At 71.6% G+C, this 1,206-nt stretch carries 1 protein-coding gene; it reads left to right on the forward strand.

Translation table 11 applies throughout. The features are described 5' to 3' along the window. Positions 1-89: 89 nt before the first annotated feature. The coding region (locus AC5RUJ_RS16715; protein ID WP_494156296.1) for an MFS transporter at positions 90-1,206 on the forward strand (1,117 nt) is incomplete at its 3' end.

Consider the following 1,206-nt stretch of genomic DNA (forward strand, 5'->3'; position numbering starts at 1 on the left):
GCGCTGGCCGCCGGGCCGCCGGGCCGCCACGCCGGCTGCCGGGGCTTGAACCCCCGGGAAAGGTGCTGCGGGCAACTAGAATCTCCGCCATGCCCAAGTTGTTCGCCGATACGGCGCCGCTCAAGGAGAGCCCGGATTTCCGCCGGTTGTGGATCGGGACATCGCTCTCCGCGATCGGCGCGCAGTTGACGGCTGTGGCTGTAAGCCTGGAGGTCTACCAGCTCACCGGGTCGACCTTGGCGGTGGGCGGCGTCGGCGTCGTCGGGCTGATCCCGCTGGTGCTGGCGGGCCTCTACGGCGGCTCGGTGGTGGATGCCTACGACCGGCGCAAGGTAGCGCTCTATTCCGGCCTGGTGTTGTGGGCCTGCACCGCCGTGTTTGCGCTGCAGGCGTGGTTCCGGTTGGAACAGGTGTGGCTGCTGTACTTGGTGATCGCGGTGCATTCGGCCGCGGCCGGGCTCAACCAGCCGGCCCGCAGCGCCATCGTGCCGCGGCTGGTCCGGCGTGAGATGCTGCCGGCCGCCAATGCCCTGACCATGATGACGTTCGGGCTCGGCATGACCATCGGTCCGCTGGCGGCCGGGGTGCTGGTGGCAGGGGTGGGCTTCGGCTGGACCTACACCCTCGACGTCCTCACCTTCACGGCGGCCATCTGGGCGGTGGTCAAGCTGCCGCCCATCCCGCCCGAAGGCGAGGTCCGGAAGGCCGGCCTGCGCTCGGTGGCCGAAGGCTTCCGGTTCCTGCGCACCCGTCCCAACATCCGCATGACGTTCCTGGTGGACATGGCCGCGATGGTCCTGGCCCAGCCGCGCGCCCTGATGCCCGCCATCGGTGCGGTCATCATCGGCGGCGGCGAGGCGACGGCGGGCATCCTGCTCGCCGCTGTCGCCGCCGGGTCGTTCATCGCCGCGGTGTTCTCGGGGCCGCTGGGAGGCGTCCGCCGGCAGGGGCTGGCGGTGCTGTGGTGCGTGGTGGTGTGGGGGATAGCCGTCGCGGGGTTCGGCGCCGTCGTCGTCATGGCCGGGCAGACAAACGCCGCGGCCGCCGGGGACGTGAGCGGATGGCTCCTGCCGGCGGCCCTCTGCCTCGCCGCTGCAGGTGCGGCCGATACGGTGAGCGGCGTCTTCCGCAACACCATCCTGCAGGCGGCGACGCCGGACGCCATGCGCGGCCGGCTGCAGGGCATCTTCATCGTGGTGGTGGCCG

This window comes from Arthrobacter sp. Y3223164, assembly GCF_059091005.1.